16 protein-coding genes are annotated in these 16919 nt (G+C 44.8%); 5 read left to right on the plus strand and 11 right to left on the minus strand.

Translation table 11 applies throughout. From position 1 onward, the window contains the following. Nucleotides 1-3: 3 nt before the first annotated feature. A complete protein-coding gene (locus R7Q09_RS21250; protein ID WP_005389670.1) occupies nt 4-624 on the minus strand; it encodes a lysoplasmalogenase in 621 nt (206 codons plus the stop codon). Between the two features lie 1081 nt (nt 625-1705). Next, nucleotides 1706-2074 (minus strand): hypothetical protein, encoded by a 369-nt coding sequence (locus tag R7Q09_RS21255; RefSeq protein ID WP_005378717.1) that lies wholly within the window; start codon nt 2072-2074, stop codon nt 1706-1708. Between the two features lie 327 nt (nt 2075-2401). Between R7Q09_RS21255 and R7Q09_RS21260 the strand changes: the two genes are divergently transcribed. Beyond that, complete coding sequence (locus R7Q09_RS21260; RefSeq protein ID WP_005389668.1) at nt 2402-2731, plus strand: DUF2500 domain-containing protein; 330 nt, start codon at nt 2402-2404, stop codon at nt 2729-2731. Here the strand turns inward: R7Q09_RS21260 and R7Q09_RS21265 are convergent. The 7 genes from R7Q09_RS21265 to rhtB form a co-directional block, all read right to left on the minus strand. Next, on the minus strand, nt 2728-3741 hold the full coding sequence (locus R7Q09_RS21265) for an acyltransferase (RefSeq protein ID WP_213967236.1): 1014 nt from the start codon (nt 3739-3741) through the stop codon (nt 2728-2730). The two genes, R7Q09_RS21260 and R7Q09_RS21265, sit on opposite strands and share 4 nt — an antisense overlap. Before the next feature lie 283 nt (nt 3742-4024). After that, on the minus strand, nt 4025-5242 hold the full coding sequence (gene arsJ / locus R7Q09_RS21270) for an organoarsenical effux MFS transporter ArsJ (RefSeq protein ID WP_005378722.1): 1218 nt from the start codon (nt 5240-5242) through the stop codon (nt 4025-4027). Between the two features lie 254 nt (nt 5243-5496). Further along, nucleotides 5497-5991 (minus strand): cyclin-dependent kinase inhibitor 3 family protein, encoded by a 495-nt coding sequence (locus R7Q09_RS21275; protein WP_005383629.1) that lies wholly within the window; start codon nt 5989-5991, stop codon nt 5497-5499. 12 nt (nt 5992-6003) lie between these two features. Beyond that, nucleotides 6004-7005 carry an ArsJ-associated glyceraldehyde-3-phosphate dehydrogenase gene (locus R7Q09_RS21280; protein WP_005383630.1) on the minus strand — a complete coding sequence of 334 codons (1002 nt, stop codon included), beginning with the start codon at nt 7003-7005 and terminating at the stop codon, nt 6004-6006. Nucleotides 7006-7047: 42 nt separating this feature from the next. After that, a complete protein-coding gene (locus R7Q09_RS21285) occupies nt 7048-7383 on the minus strand; it encodes a metalloregulator ArsR/SmtB family transcription factor (protein ID WP_005378730.1) in 336 nt (111 codons plus the stop codon). A 154-nt stretch (nt 7384-7537) separates the two neighbouring features. After that, entirely contained in the window at nt 7538-8761 is a 1224-nt protein-coding gene (locus tag R7Q09_RS21290) for an EAL and HDOD domain-containing protein (protein ID WP_239932634.1), read from the minus strand. 24 nt (nt 8762-8785) lie between these two features. Next, a complete protein-coding gene (gene rhtB, locus R7Q09_RS21295; RefSeq protein ID WP_005378732.1) occupies nt 8786-9403 on the minus strand; it encodes a homoserine/homoserine lactone efflux protein in 618 nt (205 codons plus the stop codon). A gap of 65 nt (nt 9404-9468) precedes the next feature. Here rhtB and R7Q09_RS21300 point away from each other — a divergent pair, with 65 nt between their 5' ends. Together R7Q09_RS21300 and R7Q09_RS21305 are read left to right on the plus strand one after the other, a co-directional pair. After that, a complete protein-coding gene (locus tag R7Q09_RS21300) occupies nt 9469-10479 on the plus strand; it encodes an alpha/beta fold hydrolase (RefSeq protein WP_005378733.1) in 1011 nt (336 codons plus the stop codon). Nucleotides 10480-10723: 244 nt separating this feature from the next. Then, nucleotides 10724-11548 carry a Cof-type HAD-IIB family hydrolase gene (locus R7Q09_RS21305; RefSeq protein ID WP_017636084.1) on the plus strand — a complete coding sequence of 275 codons (825 nt, stop codon included), beginning with the start codon at nt 10724-10726 and terminating at the stop codon, nt 11546-11548. A 50-nt stretch (nt 11549-11598) separates the two neighbouring features. Here R7Q09_RS21305 and R7Q09_RS21310 read toward each other — a convergent pair whose 3' ends face one another. Then, nucleotides 11599-12069 carry an EVE domain-containing protein gene (locus R7Q09_RS21310; RefSeq protein WP_005378735.1) on the minus strand — a complete coding sequence of 157 codons (471 nt, stop codon included), beginning with the start codon at nt 12067-12069 and terminating at the stop codon, nt 11599-11601. 47 nt (nt 12070-12116) lie between these two features. Between R7Q09_RS21310 and R7Q09_RS21315 the strand changes: the two genes are divergently transcribed. Both R7Q09_RS21315 and R7Q09_RS21320 read left to right on the plus strand, forming a co-directional pair. Next, nucleotides 12117-13667 carry a hypothetical protein gene (locus R7Q09_RS21315; RefSeq protein WP_318071173.1) on the plus strand — a complete coding sequence of 517 codons (1551 nt, stop codon included), beginning with the start codon at nt 12117-12119 and terminating at the stop codon, nt 13665-13667. Then, entirely contained in the window at nt 13667-14263 is a 597-nt protein-coding gene (locus R7Q09_RS21320; protein WP_213964550.1) for a tRNA-uridine aminocarboxypropyltransferase, read from the plus strand. Before R7Q09_RS21315 ends, R7Q09_RS21320 begins: the two co-directional genes overlap by 1 nt. Before the next feature lie 83 nt (nt 14264-14346). Here R7Q09_RS21320 and R7Q09_RS21325 read toward each other — a convergent pair whose 3' ends face one another. Continuing rightward, complete coding sequence (locus R7Q09_RS21325) at nt 14347-16833, minus strand: EAL domain-containing protein (RefSeq protein ID WP_318071171.1); 2487 nt, start codon at nt 16831-16833, stop codon at nt 14347-14349. Nucleotides 16834-16919: the final 86 nt, after the last annotated feature.

Consider the following 16919-nt stretch of genomic DNA (forward strand, 5'->3'; position numbering starts at 1 on the left):
AAATTAGTAAATGATTGAGGCAACAATGAGGGCATGAGCAAAAAAGTAACTACCACTCACCCACAAATAGGCGTGTTTCATCGGTTTTCGATAACCGTGTATCGCGTATGCCAGCGCCGAATAGATCAGAACTAAGGTTCCGCTAAAGCCGATAGCATTGGCGTAACTCGGCACTTGTAACCAAACTTCACCGGCTGCCCAAGCAAGTTGAACCAGCATCATCCCCATGATCACAACAGGGAATACCAGAGAGTCGAGTTGAGGCAGCAACAAAAAGAACGCCACGATACTCGCTGCAAGCAGCAGGGCCAACAGCCACCAGACAATCTCACCATTAAGCTGCACCCAAAATGACTTGCTGTAGCATACCTGGGCAACCAGATAAGCCGTAAAATAGATTAGCTTACGAGTTTTAAACGAGTGCAGCGTATCTGCCACCATAGACACAATAAGCCCACCCGCAATCCAGTAGGTATATGTTGCGGATGCACCTTGAGTTAACACCAACACAAGAAGAAGTAGCAGAGTAAAGATTTTAAACACGAGGGATTGTGTCGGGTTAGCTTGCTTTGCTCCCAACACGGAATACACACCTGATAGCCCTATCGCCAGCCAACTCCACATGCAGTATACACCTTTTACTTAAACTCGCCGCTAGTCTAGGTAGACCAGTTTTGATGTAAAGACACAATCTACGAAAGTTGGATCTCGCTAGCGATTCGAAACATTTTGTAACCCTCAGCCTACGTAATAATAAAGCCGATGAGCCAGAATGATGCCACTAAACATTGGGGCCAAGCTTTGCTCATCAGCCGAACCCATCAAATCACACGACACAATAACCAACGCTTTCTAAAACTATTTAACTGAAAAACAGATAAGTGCTCCAGGTAAGCCGCCATTTCACAAACTGACGATTAAACCACCAGGATGTATGTAATGCAGGCAACAAGAATAAATAACAGACACAAAATAGAAAATAGTCTTGGTAGCGCCCTAAGAGAGGATAAACTACTGATGACTAGGGGTAAAAACTAAGAAAACCGACCTTAATTCAGTAAAAAAAACATCAGACAAGAAAAGTAAGTCAATGATAAATAAAACCATAATTTCAATAACAGATAAAAGTGCGGACTTCATAAACCATAAAATCACTAAACACTTTTGAAGCCCATATTTTCTCATAAGGTAAGAAAATCTCACTCCATGCTTTCGATTTGACGATGCAACCTCATAGCACATTTTTTAATTTTCTCAATTTTTGAGAAATACAGACAAAATAAACACCCAACATACCATTCGAAACAAAAAACAATTACAAAGCCAACATCACAAACCATTTAGTATTATAAAATCATACACTTAAAACAAAAAAGAATAGAAATAAAACAATGTGAACACTTTAAATACAGCACAAAAAACATAGTTTCATTAGTCAGAATCACGTAAAACCAGACAAGTTAAGTGTGGTTTTTGAAAAGATTAACTAGCATATGTTGATCAAACCCCAAAAACAGTGCTATATTAAATTCATCGAGTTCATCAAAGATTAAGGGGTAGTGTTATGATTTCATCTTCTCAAAAACAAGGGCTGGTTATGATTGCAGTGGTTGTGGGTTTAATGACACTGCCAATGATGTACTAACCCAATGATTTAAAATAAAAAAGGACGCAAATGCGTCCTTTTTTATTTATCTGTATAGCTCTACTGAATGTGCTTAGACAAAATATCCCAGTGCATATAGTAGAAACCAAGAGCGGCCAGCGTAATCAACGTCATTAGCAAAATTGCTGTACGCCAAATAAAGCGAGAGCTTCTTGGTGTCAGCTCTTTTTCACAAGCATCACATGCCGCCATAAAGCCTTTACGATCATCCAGCTTGTAATCGTCTTCGTGCACCACTTTGTTACGCACGGTTGCGATGAATCGAAGCTTTGCTATCACGTCATGCGGTAAACGTTCTTCACAACTATTAATAAGTTGGTGCAACCCTTTCCCTTCTGCATGGTACTGAGTACGCAAAAGTTTTTCGATCGTTCGGGTACGCATGACTACTTTTTCAATATCTGACATCGTAACCCTCCTTACCAGACCCTTCCTATGTTCATTATTTTTATTCTTCTATAAATTTAGAGCTTTTTCGAGCCGTTAAGTGCAATTTTACTTTCAATTTGTGCCCTTGAGCTCATATAGCCTAACAAGTGAAAGCCGCTTCGTTCAGCTTTAGTGACTTCGCTTGCAGATGAAGCGACGATTTCATCGTGCATCATTAAGATAAATCGTGAAGTGCGCCGAATAATCTCCATATCCCTTTCATTAGATTATGAATAAGTTACCTCAACTCATCGTTTCGTCAGCGAGTTCTGTAGAATGGGACCCGATAAAACATTGGAGGTTAATATGCCAATCTCACTTATTGTCGCCCTATTCGCCCTTATTGCCTTGGGCGCGTGGGTGTTTTTCCGTTTTTATAGTAAGCACTATGTGGGCGAAGACGCTCCAGAGCAAAGCGCGCAGGTAACGGTTCTAGATAAACAAGCGATAGACATCCCAAACGCACCACCAGGTCAAGACGATCAAGAGTATTGGATTTACGTTCAACGTGGTTCTATCGGTCCAAAGCGTGAATTCCAAATTGGAGTGCATTACTACCATGCACTCAACCCTGGAGATAAGGGAACACTGACCTATCGCGGCAACAAGTTCCTTCACTTCGCTATCAAACGTTAAGGCAGTAACCAACGGGTCTTGGCAGAACGAGAAAAGAGATAGCTCATCGCCAAGGCTCCAGCTCCACTTAGAACGATCCAGACTGGAATCACCCACGCAGGATGTCCTGTGTACCAACCGAACTCTTTCATCGGCCATAAGAAAATAGGGTGAAGTAAGTAAATCCCCAAGCTGTGCTGACTGATCACACTTACCACTTTTTGTACTTTTGTTGATAAGCCTTCACCAAAGTAACGCCCGATCATAAAAATCATCGAAGCCGCTAGAATCACATTCAGTGTTTTATAAGAGAGCCAGCGCCCAACCGTATACTTCTCCGCCTCTAAGCTATTTGTCACAACCATAGTAAAAGTCACTGCCAACGCCACGAGTCCTAGCCCAACAAATAAGGTCACCATAGAGCGATTCAAAGGTACCTTTTGAAATAAAACATACCCCAGTGGAAGGTAACCCATATAAAGCCACATCTGATTACTCCAAGGGCCATCAATCTTGAACAAGAACAGAGTGCTGGTGAAAAGCCAAAATGCGAGATAGGTATACAAGACGTTGTCATCCACGTTGCGTACCATCCATTGAAACAGCGGAATCACAAAATACAGTGGTATAAAGTAATAGAAAAAGCCGAGATGGTAATACGTTGCGTGGAATGGGCTATTGCTTAATACCTCTTTTACGGTTTCAAAATCAAAGCCTTGAGAAGTCCAACCTGAAAGGTATGCATAAAACATCGACCAAATAAGAAATGGAACTAAAACTTTGCCCAAACGCCTTTTGATATAATACTTACCGTCAAATGGTCGAGTGTCACTGAGCATTAGCGCTCCGGTGATCAAAATAAAAACTGGCACTGCCCAGCGGGTTACGCTATTCACGCCTACCGCTGTCAGCCATTGGTCAAATGGAATCACTCCTAACTCATTTCGATACGGTGCCAAGACGTGAATGGCGATCACTGCTACCGCTGCGAAGCAGCGCAATAAATCAAAAAACAGAACCCTTTCTCTCATACCTTTCCCTACTTTGAGTCGCTTATCGTTTATAGCATAGGGTAAATCTCAACCAGTGAAATAGTTAACAATCTGTTTTTGCTTATTTTTAACTCAACAATGACCTACAACGGGGATTTCATCACCACTCTAATCACTTAACGAGAACCAAAAACCAAGCATCAGTATTCACTCTCGATGCCAAACCGAAACAATCTGATTACAGCAAACGGCGCATAAGAAACAAAAATGGCTCCGATTTGGAGCCATTTATACCATCTACAGATAGCGATACTGGGGGTAGTTACGCAGTAGCAACATTAGCTTTTGGCAACTTAATTGAAATCAGCGTCGTCAGTGCCAAGAAAGCAAAAGAAACCCATAAGCACGCTGCAAGACCAGCCTCTTGGTAGATCCAACCCGATAATACCGTGCCAATCAAACGTCCCATCGCATTGGCCATGTAGTAAAAACCGACATCCAACGAGACGCCATCGCCTTTAGCGTAGCTCACTATCAAGTACGAGTGCAGCGAAGAGTTAATGGCAAACACAGCGCCAAAAATCATCAAACCTACCACAATCACCAGTTCAGGCTGCCAACCGATTTGCACACCATAAGCAATACCAGCCGTAATTAACGCTAGGATTCCTGCCCACACCAATGCTGCACTACCATCAGGCACACGACCTTGCGCTTTGCCAGTAATACGCGGCGCAAAGCCTTGCACAAACCCATAAGCAATGACCCACGCTGCGAGAAAGCTACCAACCCACAAGTGATCCCAGCCAAACACGCTACCAAGATAAATAGGCAGAGCAACGACAAACCACACATCACGAGCACCAAACAAGAACATGCGTGCTGCGGATAAAATGTTTATCGATTCAGACTTGGAGAATATTTGGCGAAACTTAGGTTTACTCTTTGCTTTACCCATGTCCGCTTCTAGCCAGATCATGCTGCAAACAAACACTAATGTAAGTACACCCGCCATAATAAACATCGAGTTTTGAAAACCCACCCAAGACAGCAGCAAGCCACCAACAAAAAAGCCCGCTCCTTTGAGTGCATTCTTCGAGCCAGTCAAAATCGCTACCCATTTGTAGAGCGCACCTTGCTGTTCGTCTGGTACTAGCGTTTTAATCGCGCTCTTAGCACTCATTTTGTTCAGATCTTTGGCAATCCCCGACAGAGCTTGCGCTGCCATCACCCAAGGAATGGTCAGCCATGCATTTGGTACTGCGAGCATCAGCAACGCAAACACTTGCATCGCTAAACCAATGTTCATGGTTTTATTTAGGCCTAACCTTGCGCCCAACCAACCACCAACCAGGTTTGTCACCACACCAAAAAATTCATAGAAAAGAAACAGTGAGGCAATAGCTAACGTGGAATAACCTAAGTCATGAAAATAGAGCACCACCAGCATACGCAGTGCGCCATCGGTCACCGTAAAGTTCCAATAGTTAAACGTCACTAACATGTACTGACGAATACTTTTGCTTAATTGAGAAATCATATTGACCTCATATGTACAGCGATAGAAGCATTTAGATCATCATGTTCTAAATACTTCCTAACCTGTACAGCAACATTGACCAATACAATGTTGCTGTGATTTTCAAAAAATGCCCCAACATCAATAGAAAGCAAAATACACCTTAAAAACAATGTATTAGTTAATATTAATGGCTTTTTTTGTAAACAGTCGTATCCTGAAGAAGCTCGAATTTAGCTTTTGGATCATAATGAACCAAAAGCTATTTAAGCTGATCAAGCGTCTTGAGCCACGCGTTCGATGTACTCAACTTGCACAGGTTTTGTAAATGCACCAGGGCGCAATGCCTGTACTTCTCGCACGATATCTTCTAACTGCCATTCCTTTTCTAGGAGTAGGTGAGCAGCGAACAAACCTGTGCGCCCCGAACCACCCATGCAATGCATCGCAACTTTGCCACCTTGAGCAAGAATCGCGTGCAGTTCCGGACTGGCTTGTTGCCACTTCGTCGCAAATTCTTCATTTGGTGCGCAGTCGTCTTCAATCTCGATCTGGAACCATTTCATTCCCAGTTGCTGAGTGGCTTCACCCAATGCAGAGACATTCTTCGCAGCTAATTCACTATCATCTAGTGCAGTAACGACCGCTTGAACACCCTGCTCTTTCAACTGTTCTAACGACGCATGCAAATCGACACCTTTCGTTCCTGGGCACGGTGTTAAGATTAAAGCACCGGAGTCCAAATCTAATTGCCATGTAGGATGAGACATTGTGACCCCCTTTTAAGCCAAACCAACGTTACGAACCAGCTCTGCTGTGCGCGTTGCATAACCCATTTCGTTATCGTACCAAGCGTAAATCTTAACCATACGAGAACCCACAACCATGGTTGATTGCGCATCAACGATGGTTGAACGTTGGTCGCCTTTATAATCGATAGAAACTAAAGGACGCTCTTCGAAGCCAAGGATGCCTTTCAAATCACCTTCAGATGCTTCTTTTAACAGTGCATTCACTTCTTCTGCCGTGGTATCACGCTTCACATCAAAAATGATGTCTGTTAACGATGCGTTTGCTAGAGGTACGCGAACCGCATGACCATTAATTTTGTCTTTTAATTCTGGGAAAATTTCGACAATCGCCTTCGCGCTACCCGTAGTGGTTGGGATAAGGCTCATGCCGCATGCTCTTGCACGGCGTAGATCTTTGTGTGGCGCATCCAAAATAGTTTGCGTATTCGTCAGGTCGTGAATGGTCGTAAAAGAAGATTGTTCGATACCCAATTTCTCATGAATGACTTTAACCACAGGTGCGATACAGTTAGTCGTACATGAAGCTGCTGTCACGATACGATGTTTTTCAGGGTCGAAAATATGGTCGTTCACGCCCACCACAATGTTCGCAATACCTTCTTCTTTCACAGGTGCGCTTACCACGACACGTTTCACGCCTTGCTCTAGGTATTTGTTTAGGAATGATGTTTTGCGATGTACGCCTGTCGCTTCAATCACAACATCACAATCAGACCAGTTCACCGCATCGATATCGCGTTGTTGAGTCGTGGCAACACGCTTGCCGTTGATGACGAGCTCACTGCCTTCGACCTGAACTCCATGATGCCAACGACCTTGCACTGAATCGAATTCTAATAAGTGACCAAGCGTAGCTGCATCACCTGCGACATCGTTGATTAACACAAACTCCAATTCTGGCCAATCAAATGCCGCTCGCAGCGCTAAGCGACCAATTCGGCCAAAGCCATTAATTCCTACTTTAATTGTCATAGTTTTACCCTCTAATCTTCTACCTTGAATCTCTATTCGCTGTTAACAGCAAGCCTCACGACTTTTATCGTGTAAGCGTGTGATGTCGTCTTGGTATTCCTGCTTCAAACAGTTTGATGCCACTAAGTCTTCAATTAACTTTCGCATCCAACCTGGTAATTGCTGTGATAACTCGTAATACACCCATTGCCCTTGGCGTTTATCCACCAAGATGCCACTGGATCGTAACTGAGCAAGATGACGAGAAACTTTCGGCTGGCTCTCTTGTAGAGCAAACGCCAAATCGCCAACGCAAGTTTCACCTTCACGGGCCACGAGCATTAAACAACGTACGCGTGTTTCATCGGATAACAGCTTAAAAAACTGATGTGGAAGCATAATGAACATACCTATATATGGATATGCGCATATATTTATTTAATTAAGGTATATCGTCAAGAGGAAACCGTCCATCGTCATAAAAGTTTCACATCTAACGAACAGCTTGATTGTAAAGAGAGAGATTCAAAGAGATAAAAGATAAGACCAGAAATTATGCAGTCGCGATGCTTTGACTCCAGCGAACCGCTTCACCTAAGGAGAGCTTCACTTCCTCTAAAGGCAACCCCAATTGCATCGTGATTTTTTCAACCCCTGACCAATCGGCACGCTCGTAGCACTCTTCAAGGGAAATAAGTGCGCCATAAACCCCTTTGCGATGTAATAGCGCTTGTTGTACTGAATGACTAAGCGGTAACTGCCTAACTAAAGATTCCACCGAAAGATCCAGCAACGCATCTAGAATCGACAGCAAACCAACCATGAAACCTTGTTCGTTGAGAAGAGAGAATGGCTGATAGCGCGACATCAATTGGCAAAATTGAGCTCGTTGCAATGAAAGGTGATACAGCTCTCGAGGCTTGTTACTGGAGATATACGATGCCACAACCAAAGAGACAAACTGCTTAAGGTTATCCTGGCCAAGATAAATCAATGCCTGACGAAAAGAGCTGATTTCGACAGCCAAATTCGGCGCTTGCGTATTTACAAAACGCAATAATTTATACGAAAGCGCGACATCTTGCGTAATGATGGACTCGATACGAGTAAAGTCAGGCTCAGGAGCACAAACTTCACGAAACAGTTGCAATGCCAACACTTGCTCAGGACTGACGTATTTAGTCTGCGAGACGAGTGGCTTGCTAAAAAAATAACCTTGGAAAAATTTAAAGCCAGCCGCTTTCGCTTGCTCAAACTCTTCTGCGGTTTCAACACGTTCTGCTAAAAAGTGGTATTTGACGCGTTTGGCAAGGTGTGTTTTGACCAGTTCACAGGCCTTTTCAAGCCCCATCGCCATAATGTCGAGCTTCACAATATGCACATATGGCAAAAAACGGCGCCATTCTGGTGTTAGGGTGAAGTCATCCAAAGCGATCAAGTAACCTTCTCGATAAAACTCACGAATCGCATCAAGAAGCTCATCCGTAGGTTGGCACGTTTCCAACACTTCGATGACAATTTTGTTTTTCGGCAAACTGCGCGGCAAACGTCGCACCAAGCTTTGATGAGGAAAGTTAATAAAGCATCTAGAAGAGGCAATCACTGGGTTAGTACCCAGCGATAGGAAGTTTTCGACAATCAGTCGGTATGTCGCTCGATTTGAATCAATATGTGAAGGGTATGCGTTACTCTCCCCGTCTCGAAACAACAATTCATAACCCAGCGTCTGTCTTTTTCGGTTAAAGATCGGCTGGCGAGCGACATACGTTGTATTCATGCTAAAGAAGGACCTATAAATGGCTTATGACTTTGCAGCTGCTAATAATGCACCACAACCCATGAACATTGAACCGAATACTTTGTTTATTTTTCCCATGATTTTATCGGAGCGAATAAAGCGTCCCATTTGTGCTGCCAAGCTCGTGTAACCCAACATTACACACGCATCAATCACGACCGTAGTGACGCCAAGCACCAACAGTTGCGTGATTTGGTCTTTTGCCGGGTCAATAAACTGCGGGAACAACGCCACCAGAAAAACAATCGATTTAGGGTTGGTGAGGTTAATTAACACTGCCTTGTACAACAGCGCCGTGCCTGACATCTCGTTGTGGTTTTCAGCTGCGACTAAGCTTGATGTATCGCGCCATTTCTGAATCCCCAACCAAACCAGATAAGCGGCACCAACCCATTTAATGACAGAAAATGCGGTTGCTGACTGCGCGACAAGCGCACCAATACCCGCCCCCACCAGCGCGATGTGGATAACTAAACCAATTTGTAAGCCAATAATGGCACCCAGTGATTTACGGGTACCGTAACTCAAACCATTACTGATTGAGTTCACCGTGCCAGAGCCCGGAGCCAAACTAAAAACGATTGCTGTTACTACATAAGCTAACCAGACATGGGTATCCATTGCATTTCCTCACTAATTCTTCGATGATACATCGCGTAAACAACGTATCTTCAGGTAATCAACTAATGGCGACTAACCATTCACCTTTGACTTATACTCAAGAGACATTATTTGAGCAAGCAATTGGTGGTCCGATCGCAGCACTTTGGCAAACTCGCCAAGAGGGCTTTGTTAAAGGGACTGAGAAAAAGAACATTTACTGGTGCAAGCTAACCAACCCAGAGCATAAAAAAGCCGTGCTCATCGTAAATGGACGCATTGAGTCTTCCTGGAAATACCAAGAGCTGTTTTACGATCTCTACCGCCAAGGTTTCGATGTCTATTCCTTTGACCACCGCGGTCAAGGTTTATCAGATCGTTTGTTATCTGACTCAGATATGGGTCACGTCTATGACTTTACTGATTATATTGATGATATGGACATCGTCGTAAAAAAACACGACCTTAGCGAATATCAACAATGCTTCATCATCGCGCACTCTATGGGTGGCGCGATCGCCACACGTTACCTGCAAACTCACCCAGAACACCCTTTTACTGGTTTGATTCTAAGTGCGCCCATGTTTGGCATTAACCTGCCATGGTACCTATCACCAATAGCGATTCCGGTCACACAAATTATGTCAGCGGTATCGACTTTGCCACGCTATGCACCAGGACATCAGGCCTACTTCCCTAAGCCCTTTGAAGATAACCCACTTAGCCAAAGTTACGGCCGCTACCAATGGTTCCGAAACCTATATACGGAAAAACCGGAACTGCAAGTCGGTGGGCCAAGCACTCGCTGGGTTTGGCAAGGGCTCATGGCCGCTAAGCAGTGCTTTTTATTAACTCGCCAAGTCAAAATACCAGTAATCCTAATCCAAGCCGGAAACGATCGGATTGTTAGCAACCTCGCGCAAAAGCGTTTTATTGATAAATTGCGGAAAACCAACCCGCACGCGGAGCTGCTTTCCATCGAAGGCGCACAGCATGAAATCTTATTCGAGACCGACAAGTATCGTAATCAAGCGCTCGATGCGATTTTCCGCTTTATGAATGACCCTAAATCGCCATCAAACGAACAAGCACAATAAGAACTCTAGGCGACCATTTCACGACTAAGATTAAAGAGGAAATGTTTACACACCGATTTACCCTCTTTTTCATCCTCATTTTGGCGTACACTGCTTGAACTTGGCTACTTTGACACAGTGTTTAACCGCATAGTGCTACGGGCCCAAGTTCCCCCGCATTCGGAGCAGTACGATCTAGTCAGTCTGCTGTACTCCGTTTGCAATTCACCTGTTCCACACTATCCAAACCGTTTACGAGGACTTCATGAGCACATCGCTACCTTGCAAAGAGATCACCAAAATCGTTGCCTCTGATCTGGATGGCACGTTACTCGCACCAAACCATCAGCTCAGTGCTTACTCAAAAGAGACGCTAAAAGCGCTGCATGAAAAGGGTTATACCTTTGTCTTTGCAACCGGCCGTCACCACGTAGACGTTGCGAGCATCCGTCGCCAAGTTGGCATTCCAGCTTATATGATCACGTCGAATGGTGCCCGAGTACATGACCAGGAAGATCAGCTAATGTACAGCGAGAATGTCCCTGCGGAACTGGTACAAGGCGTGATCGACACGATCAAACATGATCAAGAAATACTTATTCACATGTATCAAAATGATAGCTGGTTGATGAACAAGGATGATGAAACGTTACGTGACTTCCACGATGAATTCACTTACGTCTTATTTGATGAAGACCACGCCCCAACTGACGGTATTGCGAAAGTTTTCTTCACGCATCCAGGAGAAGACCACGAACGTTTGGTCGTATTTGAAAACAAACTACGTGAGCAGTTTGGTGATAAGCTGAACATCGCATTTTCAACGCCTTGGTGTTTGGAAGTAATGAGCGCTGGCGTGTCTAAAGGTCATGCTCTTGAAGCGGTAGCGAAAAAACTCGACCTCACGTTAGAAAACTGCGTAGCATTTGGTGATGGCATGAATGACGTAGAAATGCTGTCGATGGCAGGTAAAGGGCTAGTTATGGGTACATCACACGAAAAAGTGATGAAAGCTCTACCAAATAATGAAGTAATTGGCAGCAATGCAGAAGATGCGGTTGCACACTACCTACAAGAACACTTGCTGTAAGCTTCAATACTCCAAATAATGAAGGGCTGCACATTCGCAGCCCTTTTCTTTTATCGCTGACTTGGCAGCTTCTCTTTGCCAAGAATCGCGTCCCATTCTTCTTCTGTCACGGGCATAATCGACAAGCGATTTCCACGTTTCACCAACGGCATGTTCTCAAGTTCTGGCATCGCTTTCATCACCGACAACGGAATCACTCGCGCCGTTTTACGTACAAACTCTACATCCACCATAATCCAACGCGGGTTGTCTGGGTCTGACTTTGGATCGTAATAATCGCTTTCGGGATCGAATTGGAAATGATCGGGATAGGCTTCTCTCACAACTTTAGCAATACCTGCCACGCCAACATGTTTACAAGAAGAGTGGTAAATCAGGACTAAATCGCCCACCTTCACTTGGTCACGCATCATATTGCGCGCCTGATAATTACGAACTCCCTCCCAACATGAAACCTTTTGGGTTCGAAGCGTGTCAATAGAAAAGGTATCTGGTTCAGTTTTAAATAACCAATATGCCATAATGCCATCCGATGCCGATTGAGTAACAATAATGAGGAAGATATAACATGAAGGCTTTGAAAAACCCAGTGGCGCTTGCCACCCTGCTGGTTCTGCAAGCATGTAGTTCACAGTCGCCACAATCTGGTGCCGCTGACCTAACCTCTCCACCAGCAACCTTAGATAAGCCTGAAACCATTCAACCTCAAACTTTTATGCTGCGCGGAAAAGTGATCGTCGGTCACGAGAGCCAATACATCATGCCTTGTGGCAGCGACAAGCAATATTGGTTGCAACTGTCACCACAGCAAATGCAACGAGCAATTCAGTTAAATAACGAGCCTTACCAGACTATGTATGGCGAGGTTATCGGCCACCTCAACCCACCGGGCATCGATGGGTTTTCTGCTGATTTCGATGCTAACTTTGTCGTGGAACAAGTGAACTTCCTCACAACGGAAAATCCAAACCGTTGTCAGCAACCAAACAAACCAACTCGCGTGTTTGGTAATGAGCCTTCTTGGTCGGCAAGCTTTGAGGCTAATGGACTAACATTCCAGCAAATCGGCAAACAAACCACAAAATTAGCGATTAAAAGCAGTCAGCTTCAACCTCGCCAGCGCACTTATCAACTACAAGATGGTGAGCTTCGCTTAACAGAAAACCTCTGCTCAGACACAATGAGCGATTCTTTGTATGGCTGGAAAGCAACACTAAAACATGATGGCGAGACGTATCAAGGTTGTGGTATGGCTGCAAACGTCGATGCAACGCTTGGCTGGGCTAATACCTATGTCGCGACCTCAACTCAATCACAAGGTTTTGAAGTACAAATGACCTTAAACCCAGACCATAGCGCCACAACAAAATACCGTTACGCCAATGGACAAGCACCATTAATCGAGCGTGGTTACTGGCAACAGTTAAGTCCGTCTCAGGTTCAAGTTGTCATGACGCATCATCAACAGCAAAGGCTAATGTCAGAGCGACTGTTTACTCGAGAAGGCAATCAGCTCAAAGCGACCAAAGAAAAAGTCGGTAACTTAGTATACCCAATCGCCGATGGTGGTTTAGTCCTTTATCCTGCCACCGTTCGTGATGAAGGCATCATGCAACCAGCCGAAAAACGCACCAACAACCCCATCGGTAGTGCTGACTTCCCTTCTAGTGCAGAGTTTGATTCAAAAGTAGATGCCGCGGTGCGCAACTACTTCTTTATCCATCAAACCACCCCCAACAATAACCAATACCGTTGGCTAACTTACGACCTCAACAGCGATGGTAACGAAGAACTATTGGTACAGTTGGATTGGTGTGGTTCCGGAGGCTGTACATTGCTGATATTTGAACATCACGAAAAGGAATGGCGATTTAATAGCCGCATTACACTAGTGCAAAGCCCGATTATGCTCGGCCAACAAACCTCTCATGGTTGGCGAGATCTGATTTTTAATGTCAGCGGTGGCGGAGCTAAAGCGGCTCAACACGTGATGCAATACACTGGGGTTAGCTACCCACTCAACCCAAGCATGGCGCCAACGGCAACGCCGAACCAAGTCAGTGGCGTGCGTCTGTTCTCTGATGGGATAAGCCCGGTGCGAGAAGGAGTTCGTCTGTAATGTCACAACCGTGTCCAACCTGCGGTTTTCAATTCAATTGTATGTGCTCGCTAATACCGAAACTTAACAGTGAGCACAACATCCTGCTGTTAATGCATCCGAATGAACTGAAGCGTGATACTAATACCGGCCAGCTACTAGAGCAGTGCCAACTCAGCATTGAGCGAGTAATCTGGGATCGCAAACAGCCACCAGCAGAATTGCTCACTCTATTAGCTGATCCGTCGCGGTATCCGGTGTTGCTCTTCCCCTGTGAAGAAAGTATCACACTCGAACATGTGGTACTCCAAAGCCAGCAACAAACCAAAACTCCGCTGTTTATTATTTTAGATGCCACCTGGCAAGAGGCGCGCAAGATGATCAATAAGAGCCGTTGGTTAGAAGGTATCCCTACTATGGGATTGTCTGCGTCGGCGGACTCACAATATCAGCTGCGACGCAACCAACAACAAGGTAATTTGTGTACGTTTGAAGTCGCTGCACATTTGCTCGGGCAACTTGGAGAACAAAACAACCAACAACAAATGCAGCGCTTTTTTGCCCATTACCTCGCTCTGTTCCAAGCTGAAAAGAGTGGACACGCTCTTAAGCGTTAACCATTAAGCTCAGTAGAAGAACCAAACAAAAAACGCAGCCTACGCTGCGTTTTTTACGACAAGAAGTTTCACGTGAAACATCATTAAAACAGTCGAGTCGGCTCGCCAAGATAGTAACCCTGCAAATAATCCACCCCCATGTCTTGTGCAATGGTACACACCTCCTGATTGTGGACGAACTCCGCCACCGTCTCCGCGTTAAACACCTGGCACAAACGCACCAACTGGGAAGCGATCTTGCGCTGTTTTAAGTCTTTATCAATATCACGAATCAAGCTGCCATCGAGCTTTATGACTTCTGGCTCCAACTTTAGGATTTCATCGATATTCGAATAACCGGACCCAAAGTCATCAACAATGATACGCGCCCCTAAGCTTCTAAAATGACTGCACACTTCTATCATTCGGCCGTAGTCTTTGATCTGCTCAGATTCCAGCACTTCTAAACCAATTCGCCTTGGGTCATTTAGCTGGCTAATTTCATGCTCTAAAAGCATTAAAGTTTTATCACTGAGCAAATCTTGCGGCGATAAGTTTATAGAAAAGTCACCTTGCTTATCTCGCATATAATGCAACGTAGAATGAATCATGTGCCGACTTAGTCGAGTGTAAAGATGCGTATCAGAGATAATTGGCAGAAAACGCCCTGGCGCAATCACCGTTCCATCGGCTTCCAGAATACGAACCAAACATTCTTGGCTTGCCAATTTGTGGCTACCCGCATGCACAATAGGTTGGCTATAAGTGATGATATTCTGTTTGAGAATGGCTCTACTGACGCAACTTAGCCATCCAAGTTGCTCTTTACGCACATCCTCACTGACTTCAATATCTTTCGCATTACAGATATGGGTATTACTGCGTACACCGGAGCGCCTCGCTTCGATGCCTTTGAGTAAGAGCTCATCTACTGAAGCGGATGGAAAGTCTCGACGACTAACTAAGCCGCCGCATAGCGAGATAGAAAGATAATCTATTTCACGTAGGCCAATTGGCTCAAAATTAGTTTGTTCTACCGCGTCAGCAAAACGCGTAAAGTGCTGTTTGATGGTTTCGCTGCTTTGGTCAGCTTTAAATATGAATGCCCACTCACCAACCCCAATACTATAAAGCTGCAAAGCCGTTGGCATGCCAAAACGCTTTCGTAGTCGATTCGTAAAGTGCATTGAGAGATCTTTGAGTAATTGATCTCCCACTCGGTAGCCGTATTTTTCGTTGATATGACTAAAGTTAAGTAGCTTTAGAGTCAACAAATGCTCATCCAAATCGATGTTACTCAGCCGCTCTTGCAATGCGACCCGGTTTTGTAACCCCGTGCGACTGTCGCGTCGATAGCTTTCTTGTAACTTGCGCGTTTGGCGATCGAGTTGATATCCCATATGCGCGTTCATATGGTTGAGATCGCCGATCGCATTTCGAATCAAGCTAAACAGCGGTGAAATAGAGGAGCTAACGGGCGACTTAGGCAAGTTCAATGTTTGCACTTCGTCTCCCTCTCGCATCGCTAAATACGTCAGGCTGTGATGAAGAATTTCGGGCTGACCAATACCACCATGCAGTTCCCCCATACAGTAACTACCAAACGTCGTCGCAATATCTTTGAAGGCTTGGACTTCGTCGCTGCTGTCAATAAAGTCTAACCGTGACGCGCAGTTAAAAATCATCACGACTTCAGGTTGGTGCATGGCTAACTCAACCACACCATGCCGCACTTGCTCGAGCGTTAACGAGGGATGGTTATAGCAAAATTGCACTTCGTCACCAAGACACCAGGGCCTGTCGAAGCTCATACTACCATCAGCGTGTAGCTCCGTTACCGTACAAACTTCCTTTCGCCCTAAGCTTTCTCGATACAATGGAAAGCTGAGCAGTTGACTCAGCGTCACGTCATGGCCATCCGCCAAGTAACGCTTGTATACGTCCAGCGCTTTCTTCTCTCCTAAACAATACAAGCGCGTTCCTTTTGCATGAGTGACTTTGTGTGGCATGCCAATCGGGTTCCATTCCGAATACGCATCAGTCCATAGCTTCAAAGTATCACTGTGCAAAGCTACGGCAACCACAGCGTTATCGTAAACTCGGTTTTGATATAGCACCCAGCAGCCATCGTCAATACTCTGCGCCAACCCTCCAGAAATCACTACTTCTTCACTGGCGAAGGTTTGAAACAAGGGATAGTCACGTCGTTCAATTTGCACAGCAAAGCTGAGGATCACCTGTGAATTATGCTGCATTAGAAGAGAGCGCTTGAGCTCCCCGCCATCAATATCGGGGGAGTAAGAGTAGGTTTGGACGGCAGAAGTCAGCGTGGTTTGTTCGAACTCAGTCACACTGATCAGGCAGCCAGAGGTAAATATCTCCCCCTCCAGAATGACATTACGCGTACTATGCCCCATAACATGAGCATTCGGCAGCGACGACAAAACGGCGTCTGCAAGTGTGGTCGTAATTTCGCGCGATTGCGTCGACAATATTTGTACTAAATATTGTTTATCTGAGGAAGTCGGAAAAGTGACTAAAAAGTCATTCAGTTGACTGACATCGTGAACCAGTTTTGAAAAAGCTCGCATGGACCTACCACTGCCGTAACACTATCTTCACCACGACGTGTGGCGTTACTATTTTTATTTAATAGAGAATAATTTACGTGGCTTTG

It is taken from the genome of Vibrio sp. 2130-1 (assembly GCF_033339515.1).

Excerpts from the sequence above, each read along its gene's own strand:
- R7Q09_RS21250 (WP_005389670.1), bottom strand. The coding sequence starts at position 624 with ATGTGGAGTTGGCTGGCGATAGGGCTATCAGGTGTGTATTCCGTGTTG.
- R7Q09_RS21255 (WP_005378717.1), bottom strand. The coding sequence starts at position 2,074 with ATGTCAGATATTGAAAAAGTAGTCATGCGTACCCGAACGATCGAAAAA.
- R7Q09_RS21260 (WP_005389668.1), top strand. The coding sequence starts at position 2,402 with ATGCCAATCTCACTTATTGTCGCCCTATTCGCCCTTATTGCCTTGGGC.
- R7Q09_RS21265 (WP_213967236.1), bottom strand. The coding sequence starts at position 3,741 with ATGAGAGAAAGGGTTCTGTTTTTTGATTTATTGCGCTGCTTCGCAGCG.
- arsJ (WP_005378722.1), bottom strand. The coding sequence starts at position 5,242 with ATGATTTCTCAATTAAGCAAAAGTATTCGTCAGTACATGTTAGTGACG.
- R7Q09_RS21275 (WP_005383629.1), bottom strand. The coding sequence starts at position 5,991 with ATGTCTCATCCTACATGGCAATTAGATTTGGACTCCGGTGCTTTAATC.
- R7Q09_RS21280 (WP_005383630.1), bottom strand. The coding sequence starts at position 7,005 with ATGACAATTAAAGTAGGAATTAATGGCTTTGGCCGAATTGGTCGCTTA.
- R7Q09_RS21285 (WP_005378730.1), bottom strand. The coding sequence starts at position 7,383 with ATGCTTCCACATCAGTTTTTTAAGCTGTTATCCGATGAAACACGCGTA.
- R7Q09_RS21290 (WP_239932634.1), bottom strand. The coding sequence starts at position 8,761 with ATGAATACAACGTATGTCGCTCGCCAGCCGATCTTTAACCGAAAAAGA.
- rhtB (WP_005378732.1), bottom strand. The coding sequence starts at position 9,403 with ATGGATACCCATGTCTGGTTAGCTTATGTAGTAACAGCAATCGTTTTT.
- R7Q09_RS21300 (WP_005378733.1), top strand. The coding sequence starts at position 9,469 with ATGGCGACTAACCATTCACCTTTGACTTATACTCAAGAGACATTATTT.
- R7Q09_RS21305 (WP_017636084.1), top strand. The coding sequence starts at position 10,724 with ATGAGCACATCGCTACCTTGCAAAGAGATCACCAAAATCGTTGCCTCT.
- R7Q09_RS21310 (WP_005378735.1), bottom strand. The coding sequence starts at position 12,069 with ATGGCATATTGGTTATTTAAAACTGAACCAGATACCTTTTCTATTGAC.
- R7Q09_RS21315 (WP_318071173.1), top strand. The coding sequence starts at position 12,117 with ATGAAGGCTTTGAAAAACCCAGTGGCGCTTGCCACCCTGCTGGTTCTG.
- R7Q09_RS21320 (WP_213964550.1), top strand. The coding sequence starts at position 13,667 with ATGTCACAACCGTGTCCAACCTGCGGTTTTCAATTCAATTGTATGTGC.
- R7Q09_RS21325 (WP_318071171.1), bottom strand. The coding sequence starts at position 16,833 with ATGCGAGCTTTTTCAAAACTGGTTCACGATGTCAGTCAACTGAATGAC.